Origin of the sequence: Oscillatoria nigro-viridis PCC 7112, assembly GCF_000317475.1 — a bacterium.
GTDB lineage: Bacteria > Cyanobacteriota > Cyanobacteriia > Cyanobacteriales > Microcoleaceae > Microcoleus > Microcoleus nigroviridis.
On sequence record NC_019729.1, the window covers coordinates 634,794 to 656,887 of the forward strand.

A 22,094-nucleotide genomic window follows, 5' to 3' on the forward strand; every position below is an offset into this window, starting at 1 on the left:
ACTCAACAGGGGCTTGTAGCTTAGTTGGATAGAGTGCATGGCTACGAACCATGAGGTCGGGGGTTCGAATCCCTCCAAGCCCACTACTAAAAGTTATGAATTTTGAGTTTTGAGTTTTGAATTAAGAAATTAATTCAACTCAGCATTCAAGGCTCATAACTTTTTTAATTAGTATTTTACAATCAACCTCACTCTTTGTGCAACAGGCCCGAAAGCCTGTTGTTATGCTAACTCATCGATTCAAAGCATAAATATCTTTGCCTCGACCGATCGCAAATTTCATCGAATTAGACAAGCCCTTGCTAGACTGAGTAATAAAAACCAGCAAAGCCATGCCAGCGAGTCCAGCCGCCAAACCAAACATATTTCTGTAGCCAACTTGTTCAGCCACAAAGCCTAAAGTCGGCCCAGCCATCGCAATCCCCAAATCAAATCCGCCAATACAAAGCGAAAACAAGCGGCCCCTTTCATGAGGTTCGCACCTGTCCGACATCAGCGTTACCATCATCGGCATAACCGTACCGCCCGCGCAACCTTCAACCAAAGCTGCTATTAAAAAAGCACTGCTGTTGCTAGCAAAATACAACAATAACATAGATACGGCATAACAGATTAAGCCGCCAGAAATAAACAAGCCGCGACCGTATTTGTCCGAAGCCCGCCCCGTGACCAACCGTATGCCGAAACTGGCGATAGCCGCGGTAGAATAAAATAATCCAGGATTCAAATTAGCCTTAGTTTCTTGGATAAACAAAGGCATAAAAGTGCTCAAAGTTCCAAATACTAAACCAACCACCAATAACACTAAAGCCGGAATCCGCACTCTCGGATTCCAGAGCATTTCCCAGTATTTTTGGCTATTTTTGTCCTCAGATAGGGAGTCCGATTTTGTTAAACCTGCAAAATTAGGTTCCGCAATTTTGCAGGTGAAAAATACAGCCGTTGCAGCGAAAACCGCCGACATCGCAAACAAAGGAGTATAACCAACCCAAGCTTGCACAAATCCGCCAATAGCGGGCCCAACTGCTAGACCAATAGGATTCACCAAGCTCATGTAACCGATTAATTCGCCCCGCTTTCCTGGCGGCGACAAATCTGTTACCAAAGCGCTGTAAGCTGTAGTAAAAGCGGCGATACTAATGCCGTGAAAAACGCGAATAAGTAACAGTAAGGGGATAGATTGAGCTAACAGGTAGCCCAAAGGGGCGATCGCAGCGACTGACGCACCTAGAAGCAAAACTTGTTTTCGACCCCTGCTGTCGGCTATTTTACCTAACTGCGGCCTCGATAGCAAAAGTCCGATCGCAAATGCACCCATCACAAAGCCAATTTGCTGTTTTGTGCCGCCCACAAATTGAACGTACAGGGGCAAAGTTGGCAGCAGCGAAGCCAAACTCGACCAGAATAGCAGGCCTGCGGTGAATAAAATCAGTAAGCTGCGTCTGGGTTGGGGATCGATGTCCCTAAAAATATTCAAGATGCTAATTCCCTTTAAATCTTCCGAGTGCGCTCAAAGTAAGTTCGAGTGTCTCTATCATTGTGTTACAAATTCTTAAGATTTGCACCAAAAAAGTTGATATTCGACTCACTGTCAACCGTCAACCGTCAACTGTCAACTGTCAACTTTTAACCGTCAACCGTCAACTGTCAACTCTCAACTCTCAAAAAAGAGCATTTTTACCAATCAACCTCAGCCCTTTCCTCCACCACCCGTTCATAAACCCACTCGGTTTCCATCGCCAACTTCGGCCAACTAAACCGACGTTCCAAATCCTCATAAGCATTGTCAACCAACCACTGCGCGTAACCCGGATTTTTCAAAACCTCCAAAATTCCCCAAGCCAAAGAATCCCGATTGTTTGCCTCAGTAACAACGCCAGTTTTAGTGTGCAGCACCACCTCTGGAAGTCCGCCCGCATCCGAAACCACCACAGGCACTCTTGCAGCAAAGCTTTCTAACGCTACAATCCCAAAAGGTTCGTAAAGACTGGGGAAAACCGCGCAGTCAGCCACCGTCTGGAATTTGTCGAGATGTTCCTCAAACATGAACCCAGTAAAATAACACTTATTCCAAATTCCTAAATCCCAAGCTAAATGTTTGAGATGGTCTGTATTGCCGCCGCCAACAATTACAATTTTCGCTTCCCCCCCCATTTCCCAAATTACTTTAGGTGCAGCATTGAGAAATACACTAATGCCTTTTTCATAGCTAATTCTTCCTACATAATAGACAATTTTCTCATCATCAGCAGCAAACCTGCGGCGGAAATCCATCGCGTCAAATTCGTGCCACCTGGGCTTTTTATCAGGTCTAATTCCGTTGTAAATTACCTCTATTTTGTTCCAAGGAGTCGATAGTACCCGTTCGGCTTCCCGCCGCATATAATCACTGCAAACAATTACTCGCCAAGCGTTGTAAGCGAGGTCGTTTTCCTTGGCGTGAATGTAGCGCTGCCCTTCATTGTGAATGCCGTTGAAGCGCCCGTATTCGGTGGCGTGGATGGTGGCAATTAGCGGTACTTTAAAGGTATGCTTGAGGGCGATCGCCGCATCTCCCACTAACCAATCGTGAGCGTGGATGATATCAAAAGGGCCTTCCTCAAGCATCAGTTTCCCGCCTTGGTGGCCCATGCTTTGGTTGAGGTTCGCCACCCAGTGAAAAAAGTCCCTGGCATGCCCCACAACCACCCGATGCACACGTATTCCTTCCACCACTTCGTACATCGGCGCGTGGCCGAACTCTACTGTAATTAAGTGAATTTCGTGTCCCAGCTTCACCAATTCTGGATATAGTTCCGATACGTGGCGGGCGATACCGCCTACGATTCTGGGAGGAAACTCCCATGCCAATACCAAAATTTTCATCTTTCTCCCTCCAAATAATTTATATAACTTAATGTTTAGGATTAACAGATTTATTGTAAAATGACAGCCCTCAAATTTGAGTCATCGTAAGTTGATGCCCAATGCCTGACTTTTGGCAGCAACAAAGACAGAAAATCATGACTAAACCAGGTTTTTGCATGAAATTGCTCGATCGCCATTACCTGAAAAAAACAGGTTTCCTCAAGATTTGAGCCAGTGAGGGAAGCAATGGCGATCGTAGCTACCCGCTTACCGTTTCTTCAAAATCGGCTCCAATTCGCGGCGAAAACTGGTCCAAGCAGCAACCGATGCGGAATTAGAAACAGCACCCTGACGCATCAAAATCGCGCCGTCTTCAAAGCCAATAATTCCGTAATCTCCCGATTTGGACATTCGATCGATCGCCGGTACGATTTCCCGCAACTGTCCCCGTTCCGCGCGAAACGCAGCCTGATACTGCTGTAACTGCCAGATATCGGCAATTACATATTGCATTTTCACTGCCTTCCCCGCATCATTGCGGAGTTCAAACATCGGAAACCTGAGAATTTCCCGCCTGCTTGACAAAATCGGCACAATAGTATTCGTCGCTGCCACGCTAGCATCAGCAGGAATTTGAGCCAATAGCGGCCGCACTTGCAAAACGTGCTGCCATTGTCTGACGAGAGGAACCTGCACCCAAGGATCGATCGCATCGGGCAAAATCAAAGAAAAAGTCCGATTGGGGTTAGAAGTGAAGGTAAAAAATAGCGACAAACAGATGCAAAACGCCCAAAATCGGCGAAATTTTGAAGATGAAGGCAGAGGAAATAAAGCAGAAGGAAAACGCAAAAACATTCTTTCCTCTCTCACCATTCTATCTTCTTCCTTTTGACGGTCAGCCCACCACAGAATCGCCCCATAAAAAAGCCCTGGAACCACAGTCATCGCATAGCGAATATTAATCGCCAGCACAGACTCTCCTTTCGCTAAAAATAGCTTCAGCAGCGGAAATCCAGCTATCATCCAAGACGCAGGGGCGAAAGCTGGCACCAAAGCTAATGGCAACCACTGGCCAAGCAGGTATCTAATCTTACCAAAAAACGGCGTAAATAACTGAGCCACCAACCGCCCCGGATTGCTCACCATTCCCCAAATAATTTCTAGAGTAGAAGCTTCATCTCCATCGGCATATTGGCCGAAGCGCTCTATCATAAACCGCTGGGATATATCAGCAGAAAACAAAGGCATAATCAGATTGGTCAGGACGATCGTGTAACCAAAACTGAGTATGCAGACAGCCAAACCAGTCCGAGGGTAGCGCCGGCTCAAAATCAGGTAAACTCCGACGCCAAATAAAACAACTCCCGCATCTTCTCGCACGGCCAAAATTAAAGTTGCCAGAATCCCAAACAAGGGCCAGCAGCGCTTCTCCATAGCCAGCAGCAAGCCAAAGACATACAGCGGGATTTGACAAACATCGTGAAAATTGCCCAAAGTCGGGCCGATGACCGCGTTAGCGCAGTAATAGCTCACAACAATTGTCGCCGACAGCCTCGGTTCCAGATAGTGTCTGGCGAGAGCATAGAGCACTCCTCCAGCCGCCGTAATTAAAGTCACCTGCAACACCGTCAAAGTGACGGGCGAGGGAAACAGCGAGTAAATTGGCAGCCACAGCATTAGCGCCGGGGTGAAATGCTGCCCCAATCGGTAGTAAGATACGGACGGGAGCTGATTTTGGTGAACCACATTAGTGGACAAAGCCGAAGAGAGGGAACTCTCAAACAAGTGACCCCGAGTGCCGTTCCAAAAAAGTTGATTGAAAATTCCTTGGTCGTAAGTAGCGTAAAAGCTGTAGTAGCGGTGCAGGGTCAGCAACAGGCACAGCACAAAAAAGGCGGCCGCCACTTGAACCACCACCCGCAGCGACTCATTTTTCTTCCATCTCAAAAATATCATCTGCCCGCTTGTAATGAAATTATCGGACAATAGCATAAATCTAAAGTAAGTATTAAATTAAAGTAGAAGTGAAATAACTCGGCTCGGCAATGCTCAATTATTTTCACCCGATCGAAAAGCTCAACAGCGTCCATCCCGCACTCGGCACCAGCGCCACTGACTGTTCTCCCGAACAGCCGGCCAATTCCGCACCGCTTTTACAGCTTTTGCTGTTTGTAGACAAGCGTCCCTCTTCCCGGGAACAGACCAGACACATCCGCAAGTCCCTAAAGGATTTGAAGGCAGACTACGACTTTGAGCTTCAAATCATCGACGTAGGAGAACAGCCCGATTTAGCCGAACACTTTAAACTTGTAGCCACTCCCTCGCTGCTCAAAATTCATCCCGAGCCCCGACAAACCCTCGCCGGCAGCAATTTAATCGCCCAACTCGAACACTGGTGGCCCCGGTGGAAGCGTTCTGTAGAAGAATACGCAGCTCAGCAGCAGTCGGCTGCAGCTCTTGCGGAAACCCTGACTGAATCAAAACCCATCTATTCCGTTGCTTGCGCCGCCGAACTCGTGCAGCTTTCTGATGAAGTTTTTCGCCTCAAACAGGAAAAAGAACACCTGCAAGAGCAGTTGCAGTTGAAAGACCGGATTATTGCGATGCTAGCTCACGACTTGCGTAATCCCTTGACGGCCGCATCTTTGGCTTTGGAGACTTTGGAGTCAAGTCAGAAGGTGAAAGAGGGAGAAAAGTCGCGTTTGACAGCGAGTCTGGCGGCTCATTTGATGAAACAAGCCCGCCGCCAAATCCGAATTGTCGATCGTATGATTACAGATATCCTGCAAGCAGCCCGGGGTACAAATGCTCAACTCCACATTGAACCAAAAAGAATCGAACTAGGGGCGATTTGTCAAGATGTCATCTTGCAGTTTCAAGACAAATTTCAGGCGAAAAGTCTGAACTTAGAAACAGACATTCCCGCAGATTTGCCCTTGGTTTATGCCGATCCCGATCGCATCAAACAAGTCATAGTCAACCTGCTTGACAACGCCAGCAAGTACACCCCAGACCGAGGAACAGTTAATCTTTCAATTCTCCACCGCACCGCTTACAAAGTTCAAGTCAGCATTTGCAACAGCGGCCCGGGAATTCCTGAAGAAGATTGCGCGAGCATTTTTGAAGACAGCTTTCGCTTGCAGCGAGATAAATCAACAGACGGTTACGGCATTGGACTGTCTCTGTGCCAAGGCATCATCCGCGCCCACTACGGTCAAATTTGGGTAGACTCTGTACCCGATAGAGGCAGTTGTTTTCACTTTACTCTTCCCGTCCAAAAATAAAAGTTAGCTGTCAGTTGTCAGTTAACCGTTGTCAGTAGCAACCGAATGTGATAATACAGCAAACGCGCCCGACGGTTAGGACGTTCTTAATTCCTAAAACCCTTGCGGAAGATTGCTTCTTGCTTCTGACTTCTGGTATACAGCTCAACTTTTCCGCAGTGCATCAATAATCTGTGCGTTTGCCTTGGGAAAAGTAAATTGGTCAATTTCATCGAGTGTCACCCAGCGAATTTCATCGCATTCGATCGTTTGCGGTTCCCCGCTGACGTGGCGGCAGTGGTGCACGTATAGTCTAACTGTAAATTTAGTGTAGTCGTGGTCAATTGTAATCAAGCGATCGCCAACTTCTACAACAATCCCCAACTCCTCCATAATTTCCCGTTTTATGCAAGCTTCGATCGTTTCCCCAGGCTCTATTTTTCCGCCCGGAAACTCCCAGAAACCCCCGTGCAGTCCATGTTGTCGGCGCTTGTCAATCAAAATTTGTTGGCGATCGTTCCAGATTGCAGCAACGCCGATAACTTTGTGGGCAACAGGAGAAACAGACATATTAATTAGGAATTGGGAATTGGGAATTGGGAATTTAAGAATAATATCAATAATTATTCAATTATTTAATCTAAAACCTAAAATCTAAAATCTAAAATCTAAAATCTAAAATCTAAAATATTAAGCCCCCATCTTGCGAGGGGGGGCTTGACACTTGGCTCACTTAAATGTTAAGAATCTACTAATCGTCCGAGCCATGTCTCTCACTGGCTTGTATGGACTTTTCAAAAGTCATTCGCTGTTCGGCATTTTTCAGGAAATAACCGCTAATCATAGCCGAGGCGAGCAATCTACCCAAATGTTCGCGACTGGTAGTCACTGTCACCCCGAAGTGTTCCGAAGGCAAATTCCCCAAAAGTCCAACAATATTTCGCTCCATTACTTGAAACACTTCGTGAGAAGTCGGCTTAGACAACTGAGAAACTGTGTCGGGAGCCATTGACTGCACGTATTGCCATAATAAGTTGGTATTTTCTCCGTCTTCTTCAAAGAATTCTGGGGATTTATTAGATGAGTTGCTCACGAGTACCTCCGTTTCAGAGACAGCTTGTTATGTTAGACGCGGGCGGTTAAATTAAATAACCCTTATCAGATCGCTGCCGATCTTTATTACTAAGTCATTACTAATGTAGCAGGACAGTCATAGCAACCAAGTGGGCACAACCGAATTAAAAGCGGCGGTTTTTACGATTTTAGATTGGGGATTGCAAGTGGGGGGGACCCGATCGCCAATCCCCAATCTACCTAGCTGGCTAGATAATCGTTGATATCTTGCTTGCGCTTGCGGAGTTTGGTCAAAGCTTCCCGTTCTATTTGCCGCACTCGTTCCCGACTGATGTTGAGACGATCGCCTATTTTGGCCAAAGTTAGGGTTTGCCCGTCTTCTAAACCGAACCGCAAGGCGAGCACTTCTCGCTGTTGCTGAGTCAGTTCCGCCATTAGCTGGTCTAAGTCAGTCCGCAGGGAAGATTGCAGGGCAAAATCTTCCGGGGTAGTACCCGTATCTTCCAACAAATCGCCCAACTCTGTATCTTGATTGTCTCCCACGCGCAAGTCCAGGGAAAGTGGCAGGCGCGCCCGATCGAGATATTCGCGAATCTGTTTGGGAGTCAATTCTAGCTCTGATGCCAATTCAGCAGCCGTGGCCGCGCGACCGAGCTGTTGAGCAAGTTGGCGCTGAGCCTTTTTAATTTTGTTGAGCTTTTCGGTGATGTGGATCGGCAAGCGGATGGTGCGGCCTTTTTCGGCGATCGCCCGGGTAATTGCCTGACGAATCCACCAATAAGCATAAGTAGAAAATCTGTAGCCCTTAGTCGGGTCAAATTTTTCTACTCCCCGCTGCATCCCGATCGTGCCTTCCTGAATTAGATCCAGTAAATCTACGTTGCGCTTGATATATTTTTTGGCAACAGAGACTACCAGGCGGAGATTCGCTTCCACCATTTGGCGTTTTGCCCTTTCCCCCTGCTCGATCGTCCGCTGCAACTGTGCCTCAGACAGCCCAACTGCCTGTGCCCATTCAGCCGCCGTCGGGTCGCGGCCTAACTCTTCGGCTAAAATATTTTTCTCCTGATGCAGTGCGGTTGAGCGCTGTACCTGTTTCCCGTAGAGTATTTCTTGCTCATGGGTCAACAAGGGAACGCGGCCGATTTCCCGCAAGTAAGCGCGAACAGAATCTGTATCTGAGGACTTAAGAGTTTTCATGAGCTTTTCCCGCTGAGGATCTGTGCCTCTAAAGGTTTGCGGTAGTGGCAAACCCCTAGCTTTAGCTGGGAAGGAAAGCGGGCGGGGACTTGCGCTTTCCTTCCATTTAAAGAGGCTTAATTTTATGGTAGCTAGCTACTACTCCCAGTCAGCACCGTCTCAGGTTAGGTTTTGGTTGGGGCGTGCACAATACTACGTTATGTTAAGAATCTTAACATTTGTGAGAGCATTTGGCTACACTTCTTCATATTTATTTCATGCCAGCCTGGACTTTTGCTACGAGAGTAACCGCTTTCCTGGCTTTACAGTTGCATCATGTTAAACAAAATCGGCCAAATCTCAGAGGGGGAGATTGGTAGAGGGGGAGATTGGTAGAGGGGGAGAGGGGGAGATGGGAGCGGATTTGATCCTTTTGGCACAGTGCAAGTAAAAAATACAAAAATACAATTTAAATGCCGAACAGCTTTTCAATACCCTGAATATGAAGTTACAGATATTGATGAACCCGCCCCAACAGATAATGACTAATGACTTCTTTGGCGTTGAGCTTCGTACAAGATGAGGGCTCCGGCGATCGACACATTTAAAGATTCTACGCCGCGACTCAGGGGAATTTGGATTTGTCGATCGGCCAAACTCCTCAATTCTTCCGACAACCCAGAACCTTCGTTCCCCAAAACTATCAGAGTCGGCACTCGCAAATCTACTTCCCAATAACTTAAACTGGCCCCGGCGACGGTTGCTAAAATTTGCATTCCTCGATTTTTATACCCGGAGACTTCGGCGGTTAAATCTGGACTGACTGCCATTGGCAGCTTAAACCAAGCTCCTGCTGAGGCGCGCAGCACTTTGGGATGGTCTAAATCGGCGCACTCAGCGCTCAGCAGCAAACCGTCGGCATTAGCAGCCGCAGCCGTGCGGACGATCGCCCCCAAGTTGCCGGGATCTTGGATTGTTTCTAGGGCTATTCCTAAAGTTGAGAATTTTGCGGGCTCTGTTGCAGTGCGCGGTGCAGTGGCGACAATGCCGTCGGGTTGGACTGTAGTGGCGATCGACTCTAACACTTTTGCACTTACTAATTCTGTGCGATCGGCTAAATTAGCAACTTGCTCCCACAGTTCCCCGTGCTCCTCCAGCCATTCGGGAGTGCAGCAAACCGTTGCTAGCGGGTATTTGGCAGCGCAAGCTTCCTCCAGCAAGTGCGTCCCTTCGAGTAAAAATAATTGTTGTTCCCTGCGTCCCTTCGAGCTGTGCAGCTTGCGGATTTCTTTAACTAGGGGGTTTTGAATACTTGTCAGCATTGTTTAATTCAGCAGAGCGAATGGGGTTATTGCCTGTATCGGGTTAACCCCAAACTTCCTTCTGCCTTTGGAATGCGGAACCCGGGACTTGAACCCGGAAGGCTTGCACCACATGAACCTGAATCATGCGCGTCTACCAATTCCGCCAGTTCCGCATCGGTCACGATTTACTACTGTCGCATACCTCCGCGAATCTGTCAAGTGTTTTGGGGAATTTATTTTTTTGTGGGCTGCGAGTAATATTTTGCACAAATTACTGTTCGGGTTGAGAAATGCTTTAGTTTCGAGGATTTACTGTTAGCCAAACATCGCAAAACGCTGTGTAGTTGAGTAGGGTGCGTCAGATCGCGTCCGGTTATTAATAATCCACAAGCTTCGATCTGACGCACCCTACGAGATTTGCTTAAAAAATGGGAATCTAATCGGCAAAATCGGGGAAAACCTCGCGCACGGCCGGATGCACCAATCGGTGATTCTGCACGTTCAATCCCTTCGCCAAACTCGGATTTATGGCGTTGCTGATTCAGGGTATGAATCAACTTTTCGCTTGATGTTACAAAACTCACCCTACGAGTGCCCATAGCAATTGGGAAATCTGAATTCCTACCTGTATTCAGCAACGCCCTTTTTTCCCCGGAACCAAAACCGCACCGATTAACAAATCAGCATCGGAACTGCTTCAATTTGCAAAGGACTGCTGTAGAGGTATTCTAATCGGGAACCGAACAGAGTTTCTAAATAGGCTAGGCGATCGCCAAAATCAAGCAGAATGCGAGGCCGAAAAGGTTTGGCTGGCTGACAAACGTCGGGAACTCGAACAAGTACAAACTCAAATTGAAACAATCTTAAATCAAAGCGATCGCTAATTCAATGAGTAACGGGTAAACGAAAAAAAACCATAGTACCTTGTGAATACTACGGTTTTTTTGGCGATGACCTACTTATTACTGGTGTTTCTATGCCAAAACTGGCACTGGTTGCGGCCAGCGTTTCATGACTTTACCAATCACCGCCAATTCTTCCATCAACTGGTCAAACTGATCCGGTGTTAAAGATTGCGGCCCGTCAGACAAAGCTTTTTTCGGATTCGGGTGCACTTCAATCATCAGCGAATCTGTACCGGAGGCGATCGAAGCAAACGCCATTGACGGTACAAACTGCGCCCAACCGGTGCCGTGACTCGGGTCAACCATCACCGGTAAGTGAGTCAGAGTCCGCAATACTGGCACCGCCGACAAATCAAGCGTATTGCGCGTATATTGCCTGTCATACCCGCGAATTCCGCGCTCGCACAAAATCACGTTCGGATTGCCAGAAGCCATGATATACTCAGCAGCCATCAACCATTCTTCAATGGTGGCGGAGATGCCGCGCTTCAGCAAAACAGGTTTGTCTTGAGCTCCGACTTTCTTCAACAGTGAGAAATTCTGCATATTTCTCGCCCCGACTTGGATCACGTCGGCTACTTCCACGATCGCACTTAAGTCGGCCGCATCCATAACTTCGGTGATAATTCCCAAACCGCTAGCTTCCCGCGCCGCAGCTAGCAATCCCAAAGCACTCTCGCCGTGGCCTTGGAAAGCGTAGGGGGAAGTTCTCGGTTTGTACGCGCCACCACGGAGAAAATGAGCTCCAGCAGCTTTGACGCGCATTGCCGTTTCGACAATCATTTCTTCGTTTTCGACCGAGCAAGGGCCTGCTACGATCGCGATCGGGTGATGCAAGCCGATCGTCACAGTTCCTAAAGGAGTAGCAACCGCTACTTCGCTGGCTTCTCCTTGGCGGTACTCCAGAGAAGCGCGTTTGTAGGGTTTTTCCACGCGCAGCACTTCTTCAATCCAGGTGCTCATTTCGCGCAGTTGCATCGGTTCGAGTTCAACGGTGTCGCCCACCAAACCCATGACGGTTTTGTAACGCCCGACGATTTTTTCTGGTATCAAACCCCAGCTAGTGCGGAGTTCTTCGTCTAGGCGATCGATCTCGGCTTCTGGAGTGCCGGCTTTCATTACAATAATCATATTTTTTTTGCCTTTTCTGTTGGGCTAGACACGGATTATGACACGGATGAACTGAGAAAAATAGATGTAAGGGCGATCGAATGATATCAGGACACGGCAGTAGCCATTAGTGTCAACTTAAGCTTTTAGTCCGCCAAGTTCTCTCGCTTACCCGCCAAGTCCGCCAGGGGTTAAAACCCCTGTCTCAAAGCTAAAGTCCTCGCTATGAGGACTGAGAAGAAAACTTTTTAAATTCATTAGTCCTATGCAAGAGGACTTTCGCTTTGAGACAGGGAATTCATTCCCTGTCGGACTATCGGACTATCGGTTTAATGTTAAGTTGTCACTAATGACTAATAACTAATGACTAATGATTAACTTTTTGGCTTCGCGGCGCGCCACGCTTCTCGCATCCGTCCAAAATTGGTATTAAATTCTTCCCACCCCAGAGTGCTTCCTGAAACTTCTTCATCCCAGGAAGCCGAGAGGACTCCGTAACTCAATCCCAGAACCCCTAGACCAAAACAGCCCATGCTTACCAGCAATACTGCTGTGTTGGGCAAATCGAACAAGCCTTTGCTGACTATCAAATAGCTGACAAAAAATGTGGAAATTCCCAGGATGGTCGGTATGCCGCAGAATACCGCTATGCGGGATATCATGCGTTGGCTGACTACTTCTGGGATGGATTGCGCCTGTTTTCCGGTTTTGTTAGCTTTCGGCTGCTTGTCGGCAGAATCCGACTCTAAGGCTACGCTTGCTTGGGGTTCTGGGGGCTTTTTAGGCGTTTTTTTACGATTTGTTGCCGGTTCAAAGGGCAAGCGCTTGCGGGGTGGTTCGGAGGACATATTTTATCTCTGACCTGAAATCTCGAACATTTTTCAATAAGTCTTGGTGTTTGTCCAAGATTAAAGAATATTGTCGCAAATTTTGGCTTTGGTGTTTAGCCGCGAATGCCTAGGCGGGCAATCAATGCTTTGTAGCGATCGGCATTTTGCTTTTGGATGTATGCCAGCAGGCGCTTGCGGCGGCTGATCATCATCATCAAACCGCGCCGGGAGGCGAAGTCTTTTTGGTTGATTTTCAGGTGGGCGCTGAGTTTGGTGATGCGATCGGTCAGCATGGCGACTTGGACATCTGCTGAACCTGTATCGGTTTCATGGGTTTGGAAGTCGCCCATGATTTCTTGTTTGCGCTGTTGTGTAAGAGCCATGAATTGATTTTAGTTTTTTTTGTACGATTGTCACAATCTGCAATTGTACCACAGGGAATGGACAAGGGTGCAGCGTGTAGGATGAAATTTTTGCTGCAAGAGTTCGCAGGGCAAGTTTTAATCCCCTTGCGGGGAAAAGTGAATTGCGACGCCCCTGATTACCCGTGACGCTAGGATTCGGATGGCAAGTGTAAATATTGTGTAGTAATAGCGATCGCATTCTCCTGCGGCGCGGGCGATTCCCTACGGGATAGTCTCCCACACGCGGACTGCACGATCGCTAGTCGAGCTTGGGCTTGCAATCGACAAAGGATAGAGCCTCTTCATCCAGATAGCCGGAGATTGCCATTTCAATTATTGCCCAGACGGGATAGTTCATTGTTTTGGCTCGCATGGAGAGTCCGGTACGAATATGTGCGGGTAATCCTTCCAGAAAGATTTGCGCTAATTCAGGGGAGAGATGTCCGGTGATAGCAGGCTGGGTTTGCATAGAAATTAGTCCCTCGCTGGAATTCTCACGTTATAGGGTGGGTTAATAGCTTGGATGATTAGGCTTTCTAACTCTGATGATAGCTGTATCCACTGAATGAAATCTAATTGGTAAAAGGCGATTCGGATGTCTGTGACTTTCAATTCTTCAATAAATGCCCAAAGTAAAGCTTTGTGACCGCTACGAAAGCGATCGCGCAAGGTTCTGGTTTTGCCAATGTAAAGGATTCCAAGGGTGCGATGCTTGACTGCGTAGATCCCAGCGCTCATCGGAAGTTCGCGAAATTCTTTAGAAAGGGCTATGCAATCCTGAAAGGGAATGAATGCAAGGCTATCCACAATGGCTTGAGCTTCTTGCTGGATGGATTCAGGCATAGCAGTGGAAAAATTGGCAGTTTTTCTATCCTACAGGGCGATCGGCCTCCGGCACGCTACGCGAAAGCATTTTCTTTTCATCGTAGGCGAAGTCTTTTGCAGGTTTTAAGTTTCAATCCCCTTGCGGGGAAAAGTGAATTGCGACACATTGGCAACAATTCTGTACCGAGATTACAGCTTGCCAGTTTCAATCCCCTTGCGGGGAAAAGTTAATTGCGACGCCTTTTCAAATTCGTATTCTTTGTAACCTACAAAGTTTTAATCCCCTTGCGGGGAAAAGTGAATTGCGACAATTAACGCAGTACGTGCAGAAAAAGAATCCCAATGGGTTTCAATCCCCTTGCGGGGAAAAGTGAATTGCGACTGCCTTTGAACTAAGCAAAATGTGTAGCATGTCTTTTGTTTCAATCCCCTTGCGGGGAAAAGTGAATTGCGACCATATTTACCAACCAAACGAATACAAGCTCCCTGATTGGGCGTTTCAATCCCCTTGCGGGGAAAAGTGAATTGCGACTAAACTCTATAGCATCATTCCCAATTGATGCTACATCTCGTTTCAATCCCCTTGCGGGGAAAAGTGAATTGCGACACACAAATGCAGAATGACAACGTTCGTTTTGCAAGGAGTTTCAATCCCCTTGCGGGGAAAAGTGAATTGCGACAAAAGATGGATCAAATCTTTGTCGATCATCAATTACCAGGTTTCAATCCCCTTGCGGGGAAAAGTGAATTGCGACTGTTAGCGTCTGCTAAAGACATTAAAGATTTTGTTTTAGTTTCAATCCCCTTGCGGGGAAAAGTGAATTGCGACAGGATTGTTTGGCCAAGTCAAAACAATTCCTTGGAGAAGAAGTTTCAATCCCCTTGCGGGGAAAAGTGAATTGCGACTTCGGATCACTAGTCACAGTACCGGTCTCAGCGTTTTTTGTTTCAATCCCCTTGCGGGGAAAAGTGAATTGCGACTCGATGGAGTTGCTACAGCTATTGTTTTTAAGATAACGTTTCAATCCCCTTGCGGGGAAAAGTGAATTGCGACATCCGGGTCGTTTGATGATAGCTCTACACAACACTCTGGTTTCAATCCCCTTGCGGGGAAAAGTGAATTGCGACTTGAAAAATATCAAAACAGATTGAGCAAAGTTACAACAAACCAAGTTTCAATCCCCTTGCGGGGAAAAGTGAATTGCGACTGGAGGTTTTATCTCTATCCCTTGGGCTATCTTTTTAAGTTTCAATCCCCTTGCGGGGAAAAGTGAATTGCGACATAAATCATTTATTTGGTTTGGTCTTAGTTTCATATTATGTTTCAATCCCCTTGCGGGGAAAAGTGAATTGCGACTCAAGCCTTGAACCTATAAACTTTTTTAATCGGCCAAAGTTTCAATCCCCTTGCGGGGAAAAGTGAATTGCGACTTTATTAAAAAACTGTTCTGGCTACATCTGTATTTTTGTTTCAATCCCCTTGCGGGGAAAAGTGAATTGCGACCCAAAAAAGCTACTGCTGTTTTCCCAAAAACACACGATCCAAAGTTTCAATCCCCTTGCGGGGAAAAGTGAATTGCGACGACGTTTGAAGTGGATTGTATACTAGAAGTAACTCAAAAGTTTCAATCCCCTTGCGGGGAAAAGTGAATTGCGACAATCATTTTTCCAAGGCAAACTTGAAGAGTTTCATGATTTACGTTTCAATCCCCTTGCGGGGAAAAGTGAATTGCGACAATGGTGATGAAACGAGCACTGTCTCCCCTAAAAAAGTTTCAATCCCCTTGCGGGGAAAAGTGAATTGCGACCACCAAGTTTTGAAAACCTTACCCAGTAAAGGGTTCAGAAGGCGTTTGCGACCGCCTCTGATGCTGATCTCACTTAGAGCCGAAAATCAGCTCTCAAAAATCGCTAAAACCCTTACGGGACAAGGGAACGACCGCCTATACGAGATAATCGGTGTTTCAGCCATTTAGCGAGGCGGTCGCATAGCTAAATGATTGAACAGCTAAAACACTACTCTGAGCTATTTAATTTTCTAGGTACTGGTGCTGTTGATTTACGTAGTAATTAACACGACAAGTTTGTATTGGCTTGTCGGGATTTACAACTATAATCTAGCAATAGAGGCATATTAACCTAAATTTCCCTAGCTGTCAAGTGTTAAAAAAAATACTTTAAACAACGATCGAAGTTGGCGCTTGAGTCACCGGCGGGCCAGAACCCCAAGTTTCCACCTGCCCGATCGCCCGCGTTGACAAAACATAAAAACGGATTCCCTACAATTAATATGATTATTTGGGAGTAAGGAAACGACATCGCCATGTCCAGAGTTGCTATCGGCTCAAATAGGCGATCGCCTCACGTATCCAATCATCAGCATTACCTTTGGCGGACAAAGTGCTATCTTGACTGAGGGTTTGCAGCGCTTGCAAGACTTCAGCCGCAGTGTATCCCATCGCCAGCAGGATCATCTCGACTTCTTCTTGAATAGCTGGGGGGACTCCGGCGGCGACTGAAGTTGTCAAACCTGCTTGCTGTCGCCATTCCGAGAGTTTGCTTTTGAGTTCGAGGGCGAGACGTTCTGCGGTTTTTGTACCCACGCCCGGAGTTTTGGCGAGGATGCGGGTGTTACCGCCGACGATCGCCTGGACTAAATCTTGCAATCCTAAAGTATCCAGAAGTGCGATCGCCAGTTGAGCTCCCACACCGCTAACACTCGTCAACTGCCGAAACAAATCGCGTTCTGCCGCGCTACCAAAACCGTACAAGACGATTTGGTCTTCCTTAACTTGCTGGTGGGTAAAAATTTGGGCGACTTCGCCGGATGCTGGCAATTGACCGGTCACGCGGGGCAAAATTTGGATTTCATAGCCAATTTGATTGACTTCCAGAGTCAATATAACGCGGTTGCTGCCTTTGGCGATATCGGCGACTGTGCCTTTGAGATAGCTAATCATAGAGTTTATAATACACCGCTATTCGTTTTCGTCAAACTCGGCGATGATGCTGCGGATTTCGTTGAGGCTGATATCTGTTCGATCTGATTTTGAGTAAATGGTTAACAAAAGTACGCTGACGGGCGATTCGACTTGATAAATCATGCGATATCCTGCACTTTTTCCTTTTTGGATGTTGCTGTTTTTCACCCGGACTTTTAAGATGATATAATCTTCGCCCATTCCGGGAATGCGATCGCCAATAAAATTGCCAGCCTGTAGTTGCTCAATTACTAGCCCAGTATCTAGCCGGATTTGGCGAAATCGTTTGGATAATTCACGCAAATTTCGCTTATACTGAGGCGTTAAATCGATCTGAACGAGCTCGGATTCATTCAACATCGATGCCCTCCCACATTTGAGAAAGAGGTATTCGCTGCCCAGTTTTAGCTTCCTGCAACGCTCTTTTGAGACTGGCTTTTATTTCTGCAACTGGAGTATCGTCGGGGTCGTCTTCACCTTCATCTGTAGGTTCGGGAAGAAGGACGATAATTCGCACGGGGCCCGGAGTGTCTAGTGTTAAAGGTCGATCGAGAATTAATTGACCTTTTTCGTCGATCGTTCCTGTGACTTCAAAGGCTTTCATTTGTTTCTCCTGATTTTTTTTCAATTAATACTATTATATAACCCTGTCCGAGCGATTTTGTTATTCTCAAGCCAAGATAAGCTGCTGTTTAACCAAAGACAAATCCGTCTTACCAAAATTAACAACCAAAGCCACATTGAAATTTTCCAAGGATTTGACAAACCACATAATTTCATTAGAAGCTTTACCTTCATAGTGATTGAACAAAATAGAAAATCGCTTTTCCAACTCTGGTTTGACTTTGCCCGAAAGCAGTACAAGTTTCAGCAGTAAACCCATTGTCCTACTAGCGCCGAGGTTGTACACCAAATCGTAAAAAACGTAGTGGCTGGGATGTTGGGAATTTTCCACTACTAAGAAGTTGAACAACTGGTGGCAAGTCCGAACTAACAATGGATTATTGAATTTTAACGAGTCATTTTCTCGCAATGTATTTTTGATTTGTTTGTACAAACGGTCATTAAATTGACGCCCCCCGTATTCTGGTTCTACCGACGATATTAAATATTCATACAAGTTCACTTTAAATGAGCCGTAAGATGGAGTTTTTCGGGAATCTCTCAGGAAAAATTGAGCCGCTTCTTTGTAGCTGCGATCGCCTGCTACTTTTCCCGCAAATTCCCTGACCGCTAAGTGCAGTTCTGCATCGTTTAAAAGTGTGGGATTAGCTGCTCGCTGCACAATTCCTATTTCTGTATTTCTCGGCTCAACCATATAATTTAAATATTGAGACAAATGTGTTTCAAATTGTCGCTGTCTTTGAAATGCCAGTTGTTTTATGGTTTGTTGGTCTTCCTCAATACTGCCCTTGCTCAGTAGAGAATAGCCGTACAAATAAGGATACCTACAGATCAATTCGCCCAAAGGAGAATCTGTATCTTGTTGCTGCTTTTCCGCCTCTCTATCTAAGGCTTTTACTAAGCGCTCTAGGGTCTGGAATTCTTCACTTTTAGTAAATAAATTTATTTGTTCTTGCAAGCGCTTGACTATGTAAAATTCCATCCCGAATCGGGGAGAAGTCTGCTTAAATAAAGCTACCAACTTGGCGATCGCCAAGTGGTTTTGGGAATGCAATTGCCAGCGGTTAATCGGGATGTAGCAGCAGCGGTGGAGGATATATTTAAAGTCGTAATTTGCTCGCTTGACGGAGACTATACTGTACAAAGTTGCTTCAATCTCTCGATCGGGATAGCCCATGCCGTCGATAAATAGCTTTCGGAACCGTTCGATCACCTGTGCGGGGGATTCTGTTTCCACGCAGGAGACGATGTGATCGTACAATCTCTGTTCGTTGCTGCCAGTTGGAACAGTCTCTGAGGGCGGGGTGAGGATGCTAGTGTCTGCATCTGTGTCGGCGCTGCTGTCTGCAACTTCTGCGACAATGACTGTCGGTTTTTCGCCAAAAGTTCGATCGGGATTCAAGAACCAATAGTGTTCTTGGCTTAATTGTTTGTCCGCAGCCCAATCCAAAGCTGACTGCAAACTTTCCCCTGTCAATAACAGCGAGTCATCTTCGCGGTCTGAAGCCAGCCATGCTGCTAGCGAGGAACGGTACGGAGCCAATTTTCCCAGCTCTTTTTCTACCCAAAACCGATTAAAAACTGACTGATAAATTAGGTTGGCAACTATTAATTTACCTTGAGATTTAACAACCAGTCCTGACAGTTGCAATTCGATTTTTTCGGGAGAGCAATCTGCTGGTACTCCCTGGGATTCCCCCGGTTTTGTTGGCTGGGGCGGTTGCAAAATTTGCTGGTACAGCGTTAACAGCCGCGTGAGGTCGCAGTGGCTATGGAAAATGCGATCGCGTATTGCTGTCAAATGTTGGGGTTCGTCTTCTTCTTCCCAATTTTTAAGAATTCTGTGTTTGACCAGTTTTTTCACCTGCGGAGCTTCCGAATTTCTGCCAATAAAAGGCCCGTATTCAAGTACCAATTGGCAAACTTTTTGAGTGAGAAACGGTTGGCCGCCCGTCCAAGCTAATATTTCTTGGAGCACTTTTTGGGGGCGAAAAGCTTTGAGAGCCAATCCTTTTGCTAGCGGCAAACTTTCGTGCAGTTGGAATCGACTTAAATGAATCTGCCGTCCAATATTAAAAGGGTTGCATCTTGGATCTCGGATCGATTCTGAGGGGGCTGCTACTCCCATAACAGCAAAAGTCAGGCGATCGTATTCCGGTTGCTCTGCCCGCTTGGAGTAACAAGCCCGGATCAAAGCAAAAAAATCGCTGGTACTGAAATTTAGGCTGCTGATGCTGTCAATGTCATCTAGGAAAATTACCAGATTTTGCTGAAGTGACTTGAGCAAAACTTTTTCGATAAATATCTCTAATCGCTGCACCGGCGATAGCAGTTCGCGATCGTTCCACCACTTGATGGCATCAAACCTGTTTGTGATGTGTAAACTGCTTGCCATGCGGTACATGATTGCGGCATACCACTTTTGGGGGGAGATATCTGGGCTGCTGATGCTTCTCAAGTTGATGGCGGCAAAAACTGTACCTTGGGCTTGCAACCTTTTGGCCGTTTGCACTAGCAGGCTGGACTTTCCCATTTGCGGCGCACTCAACACGTAGCAGAAGTCTCCGGCTTTGAGTCCTTCGTAGAGTTCGCTGTCAGCCGATCGCCTGACATAGGTGGGCGCACCGGCAGGCAAATATCCTCCGACTTGATATTGGTACGTTGAGTTGACTTCTGCTGTCATCTGGGAATTCATCAAGATTTTACGCCCCTATGCTGTGCGATCGAAAAGTTACCAATTGGAATTATGACCCGCTTACTATGATGGAAAATTTTTGTTCCTCTTTCTCTATTGTCTACTAGCTCAGCTTTTTCCTGGTCAATCTTTACCGTATCTTTGCAAGCGTTCGCCCCAAATCCTACGATCGGCCCAATTGTACCCCGCCACTTGATTTTTTACACTATTAGATTAATTTTCACTCGATCGGATTGCAAAGGCTAAAACGCCGTTTTTTTTCACATTTTTTTACAATAATACTTTAAATTTCACCCGGTGGTATGATGTGGGCAGGGAAACTCATAACCACAGCGCCGTCAACCTTCTGCCTTCAGAGTGGCCTGCCGGATGCTGGAGAAAAACGCGATCGCAATAGCTGCCAATAAAAAACCCCAGCGTTTTGCTGAGGACTGCTTGAGTGGGAGATATCGTTAATCTGCGTTTTTTTAGTTGACTTAGATTGCATGGAATTCCACGCTGCTGACTTGCCCCGGGCTTTCGCGTTCGGGGATTCTTAAGAACAAACTTTTTAAGATGCATCTACAAAAAGTTTAATTCTTAAAGGCTTTGTCAGTACCAGGCTAACCACTTACTCAACTATAAAAGTTAAGTCGGTGGCTAATTGTAGAAGATGCGCCCTGATGGCTTAACTACCCGATGGATTAGCACCCTGATGGCATAACTCCCTGATGGATCGACGCCCTGATGGCTTTCGCTCCACTACCCAAAAAATTCGGGTTGATGGATGATCGTGGACATTAGTAACACGTCACTTCTGGCGTTTCCGATCGCAAGCGGGTGTGCCTGTCTGAATTGATTATGGCAGGCAGATTTATCAGAAGACAAGTGGGTTATTGCATCAACCCATGAATGATAGATCGGGTTAGCCAAAAAGTGTCAATCTACGGAAATCAGGGTCATCGAACATGAAAAACAGCATCTTAGTATTAGGGGTAATTGCCTCGGCTGGCTTCGGCTTTTTCCAAGCAGGCAGCGCCAGCGCTTCAGCGATCGCCACACAACCTTCATCAGCCAGTAGTTTGACGGCTTGGGAGAGTCGTCCCGACTTTAACTACACTGGAACGGATGAGGATGGGGACCAAGAAGAGGTAAGAACGGGTAAAGGCAGGAAATAATTGGGGCTATTGTGTGGTTCGCTCTTGTGCGGTTGTGGTTGTGGTTGTGGTGGCATTTGTTGTCGCAACCGCCTCGGATCGAGGCGGTTAGAACTCGATCCCAATATCAGTCTACCTAATCCCGGGGGTGGGGGTCAGTTTCAAAGAACGGTGAATGGGAAAATAAACAAGTAAGGCGAGTCTGTCGGTGGAGTTTCCCCGCCTATCAACTTCCTTACCTTCTGATGTTCGGGATTTGGATCTGGCACAATCGTATTTCATATCGTAAAAACCCAATGGAAAATACTCTCGAAACTACCCGCAGACAGCGCGTATTGACACGAACCCAGGAACGGCGTCAGGCGACACCCAAAGAAAAACAGTTGATTCACCTGCTAGCCAATATGGCTTGCAGTTTGATTAAATACGACTACAAACACGCAGCCGGGAAGGGAACCCTCCCGCCTTCGGAACGCAAGCGTTTAGCGGAATGGCACTACCTGCGAGTTCAGCAAATTCGCCGGATCGAACGTTCATTGGAGCCCGTAGCGACCCTCAAGCGCGTGTACTACAAGAGCATCCTCAGTCCGAGAGATCTGAAGTCTTTGAAACTTCTGTGGCTGGAGGAGGACAAAAACCGTGTCAAACGGGTCGATCCTGACTTGGACGACATCCTCAGCGAAGCTTTGGATCGGGGAGATACTTTAAAACAGCTATTTCACTCGATCGAAGTCAAAGAACGCACCTTTTCTGAAACTCCTCGCCCCGGGGCCGTCCCACTGTGGGTCAAAGAGTGGGAAGAGTCGGAATATGACATAAACTTTTTTCCGCCTTCCTTCTCTGCATGGGTTTCGATCGTGGACGACTAGGTTCAAGAAAAACTCTTTGACATGGCATCGATCGTAAATTTCAGATGG

20 protein-coding genes, 2 tRNA genes and 1 CRISPR repeat array are annotated in these 22,094 nt (G+C 46.8%); of the genes, 4 read left to right on the top strand and 18 right to left on the bottom strand.

Translation table 11 applies throughout. The features are described from left to right. Positions 1–9 precede the first annotated feature (9 nt). Positions 10–83 (top strand) — tRNA-Arg (locus OSC7112_RS02805). Positions 84–232: 149 nt separating this feature from the next. On the opposite strand, the gene OSC7112_RS02810 is transcribed toward OSC7112_RS02805, so the two are convergent. The 3 genes from OSC7112_RS02810 to OSC7112_RS02820 form a co-directional block, all read right to left on the bottom strand. Further along, complete coding sequence (locus OSC7112_RS02810; protein ID WP_015174471.1) at positions 233–1,477, bottom strand: MFS transporter; 1,245 nt, start codon at positions 1,475–1,477, stop codon at positions 233–235. A 200-nt stretch (positions 1,478–1,677) separates the two neighbouring features. Then, a complete protein-coding gene (locus OSC7112_RS02815) occupies positions 1,678–2,865 on the bottom strand; it encodes a glycosyltransferase family 4 protein (protein WP_015174472.1) in 1,188 nt (395 codons plus the stop codon). A 249-nt stretch (positions 2,866–3,114) separates the two neighbouring features. After that, the gene (locus tag OSC7112_RS02820) at positions 3,115–4,839 is read right to left on the bottom strand and encodes a DUF2079 domain-containing protein (RefSeq protein WP_015174473.1); all 1,725 of its coding nucleotides are present in this window, start codon (positions 4,837–4,839) and stop codon (positions 3,115–3,117) included. 53 nt (positions 4,840–4,892) lie between these two features. Here OSC7112_RS02820 and OSC7112_RS02825 point away from each other — a divergent pair, with 53 nt between their 5' ends. Beyond that, on the top strand, positions 4,893–6,131 hold the full coding sequence (locus OSC7112_RS02825; protein WP_015174474.1) for a histidine kinase: 1,239 nt from the start codon (positions 4,893–4,895) through the stop codon (positions 6,129–6,131). Positions 6,132–6,275: 144 nt separating this feature from the next. Here OSC7112_RS02825 and mutT read toward each other — a convergent pair whose 3' ends face one another. From mutT to OSC7112_RS02905, 15 genes are all read right to left on the bottom strand, one after another. Next, on the bottom strand, positions 6,276–6,680 hold the full coding sequence (gene mutT / locus OSC7112_RS02830) for an 8-oxo-dGTP diphosphatase MutT (protein WP_015174475.1): 405 nt from the start codon (positions 6,678–6,680) through the stop codon (positions 6,276–6,278). Positions 6,681–6,861: 181 nt separating this feature from the next. Continuing rightward, entirely contained in the window at positions 6,862–7,203 is a 342-nt protein-coding gene (locus OSC7112_RS02835) for a DUF760 domain-containing protein (protein ID WP_015174476.1), read from the bottom strand. 221 nt (positions 7,204–7,424) lie between these two features. Continuing rightward, a complete protein-coding gene (locus OSC7112_RS02840; protein ID WP_015174477.1) occupies positions 7,425–8,384 on the bottom strand; it encodes an RNA polymerase sigma factor, RpoD/SigA family in 960 nt (319 codons plus the stop codon). 524 nt (positions 8,385–8,908) lie between these two features. Then, on the bottom strand, positions 8,909–9,685 hold the full coding sequence (locus OSC7112_RS02845) for a TrmH family RNA methyltransferase (RefSeq protein ID WP_015174479.1): 777 nt from the start codon (positions 9,683–9,685) through the stop codon (positions 8,909–8,911). A gap of 73 nt (positions 9,686–9,758) precedes the next feature. Then, a tRNA-Leu gene (locus OSC7112_RS02850) sits at positions 9,759–9,840 on the bottom strand. A 499-nt stretch (positions 9,841–10,339) separates the two neighbouring features. Beyond that, the gene (locus tag OSC7112_RS42300; RefSeq protein ID WP_041622345.1) at positions 10,340–10,528 is read right to left on the bottom strand and encodes a hypothetical protein; all 189 of its coding nucleotides are present in this window, start codon (positions 10,526–10,528) and stop codon (positions 10,340–10,342) included. A 113-nt stretch (positions 10,529–10,641) separates the two neighbouring features. After that, positions 10,642–11,703 carry a 3-deoxy-7-phosphoheptulonate synthase gene (gene aroF / locus OSC7112_RS02865; protein ID WP_015174480.1) on the bottom strand — a complete coding sequence of 354 codons (1,062 nt, stop codon included), beginning with the start codon at positions 11,701–11,703 and terminating at the stop codon, positions 10,642–10,644. A gap of 353 nt (positions 11,704–12,056) precedes the next feature. Then, the gene (locus OSC7112_RS02870) at positions 12,057–12,530 is read right to left on the bottom strand and encodes a PAM68 family protein (protein ID WP_015174481.1); all 474 of its coding nucleotides are present in this window, start codon (positions 12,528–12,530) and stop codon (positions 12,057–12,059) included. 95 nt (positions 12,531–12,625) lie between these two features. Continuing rightward, a complete protein-coding gene (rpsO, locus tag OSC7112_RS02875) occupies positions 12,626–12,895 on the bottom strand; it encodes a 30S ribosomal protein S15 (protein WP_015174482.1) in 270 nt (89 codons plus the stop codon). A gap of 280 nt (positions 12,896–13,175) precedes the next feature. Next, the gene (locus tag OSC7112_RS02880) at positions 13,176–13,385 is read right to left on the bottom strand and encodes a hypothetical protein (protein WP_015174483.1); all 210 of its coding nucleotides are present in this window, start codon (positions 13,383–13,385) and stop codon (positions 13,176–13,178) included. 5 nt (positions 13,386–13,390) lie between these two features. Next, a complete protein-coding gene (locus OSC7112_RS02885) occupies positions 13,391–13,759 on the bottom strand; it encodes a GIY-YIG nuclease family protein (RefSeq protein WP_015174484.1) in 369 nt (122 codons plus the stop codon). Between the two features lie 109 nt (positions 13,760–13,868). After that, positions 13,869–15,549: direct repeats of the CRISPR family, unit length 36 nt; unit sequence GTTTCAATCCCCTTGCGGGGAAAAGTGAATTGCGAC. 528 nt (positions 15,550–16,077) lie between these two features. After that, positions 16,078–16,701: a Holliday junction branch migration protein RuvA gene (gene ruvA / locus OSC7112_RS02890; RefSeq protein ID WP_015174486.1), complete on the bottom strand. Its 624-nt coding sequence runs from the start codon at positions 16,699–16,701 to the stop codon at positions 16,078–16,080. A gap of 18 nt (positions 16,702–16,719) precedes the next feature. Next, on the bottom strand, positions 16,720–17,082 hold the full coding sequence (locus tag OSC7112_RS02895) for a type II toxin-antitoxin system RelE/ParE family toxin (RefSeq protein ID WP_015174487.1): 363 nt from the start codon (positions 17,080–17,082) through the stop codon (positions 16,720–16,722). After that, positions 17,072–17,326, bottom strand: a complete 255-nt coding sequence (locus OSC7112_RS02900; RefSeq protein WP_015174488.1) for a type II toxin-antitoxin system RelN family antitoxin — start codon at positions 17,324–17,326, stop codon at positions 17,072–17,074. The genes OSC7112_RS02895 and OSC7112_RS02900 overlap by 11 nt, the downstream gene beginning before the upstream one ends. A 66-nt stretch (positions 17,327–17,392) precedes the next feature. Further along, on the bottom strand, positions 17,393–20,029 hold the full coding sequence (locus OSC7112_RS02905) for a Sll1247 family protein (RefSeq protein WP_041622877.1): 2,637 nt from the start codon (positions 20,027–20,029) through the stop codon (positions 17,393–17,395). 959 nt (positions 20,030–20,988) lie between these two features. Between OSC7112_RS02905 and OSC7112_RS02910 the strand changes: the two genes are divergently transcribed. Further along, a complete protein-coding gene (locus OSC7112_RS02910; RefSeq protein WP_015174490.1) occupies positions 20,989–21,198 on the top strand; it encodes a hypothetical protein in 210 nt (69 codons plus the stop codon). Positions 21,199–21,473: 275 nt separating this feature from the next. Beyond that, positions 21,474–22,046 (top strand): hypothetical protein, encoded by a 573-nt coding sequence (locus OSC7112_RS02915; RefSeq protein ID WP_015174491.1) that lies wholly within the window; start codon positions 21,474–21,476, stop codon positions 22,044–22,046. Positions 22,047–22,094: the final 48 nt, after the last annotated feature.